The 820-nt window shown below is 73.5% G+C and carries 1 protein-coding gene; it reads right to left on the bottom strand.

Annotated features, from left to right (window positions below; translation table 11 throughout):
* Positions 1–820 (bottom strand): sigma 54-interacting transcriptional regulator (locus F3J14_RS35150; protein WP_166726782.1); only part of this gene is annotated, 820 nt, incomplete at both ends.

Genomic DNA, 820 nt, shown 5'->3' with positions numbered 1-820 from the left:
CCGGCCGGACCGGCGCCGAGCTGCGCGGCGAGATCGGCCGGCAGGTCGCGCCGCGTCACGCGCGCGGCGTCGCATACCGCGCACGCATAGCGCAGCACGTTGCGCAGCTGGCGCACGTTACCGGGCCACGGATAGGCGGCGAGCTGCGCGGCGAGCGTCGGGTCGAGCGTGAGCACGTGGCCGGTCGCCTGCGCCTCCTCGGCGAACACCGTGGCGATCACGTCGCACACGTCCGCGCGCTCGCGTAGCGGCGGCAGTTCGAACGTCGCGCCGCTCAACCGGTAATACAGGTCCTCGCGGAACGTGCCGTCGGCCACCATTCGCGCGAGATCGCGGTGGGTCGCGCAGATCACGTCGAGATCGACGCGCACGGGCGTGTCGCTGCCGAGCGGCACGACCTCGCCGTCGGCGAGCACGCGCAGCAGGCGCGTCTGCAGCGTAAGCGGCATGTCGCCGATTTCGTCGAGGAACAGCGTGCCGCCGTCGGCGAGCGCGATCTTGCCGCGCGCGCCGTGCTTGCGCGCGCCGGTGAACGCACCGGCCGCATAGCCGAACAGCTCGCTTTCGATCAGTGCCTCGGGCAGCGCGCCGCAGTTGACCGCGACGAACGGGCGCGCACGCCGCGCGCCGGCGTCGTGGATCGCGCGGGCGAACACTTCCTTTCCCGCGCCGGTTTCGCCCAGCACGAGGATCGGCAGCCGCTTGCTCGCGACCCGCAGCGCGAGTTCGGCCTGCTGCGCGACGCGCGTGTCGCTGCTGTGCAGGAACGGCGTCAGCGCGCCGACGTGGCGCTGCGCGGTGCCGGGGCGGCGCGAGGTCA

The sequence above is a fragment of the Burkholderia sp. Tr-862 genome, assembly GCF_011753085.1.
Taxonomy (GTDB): Bacteria; Pseudomonadota; Gammaproteobacteria; order Burkholderiales; family Burkholderiaceae; genus Burkholderia; species Burkholderia ambifaria.
Note: the sequence above shows the minus strand (reverse complement) of the source record. Positions and strands in the feature narration are given on the sequence as shown.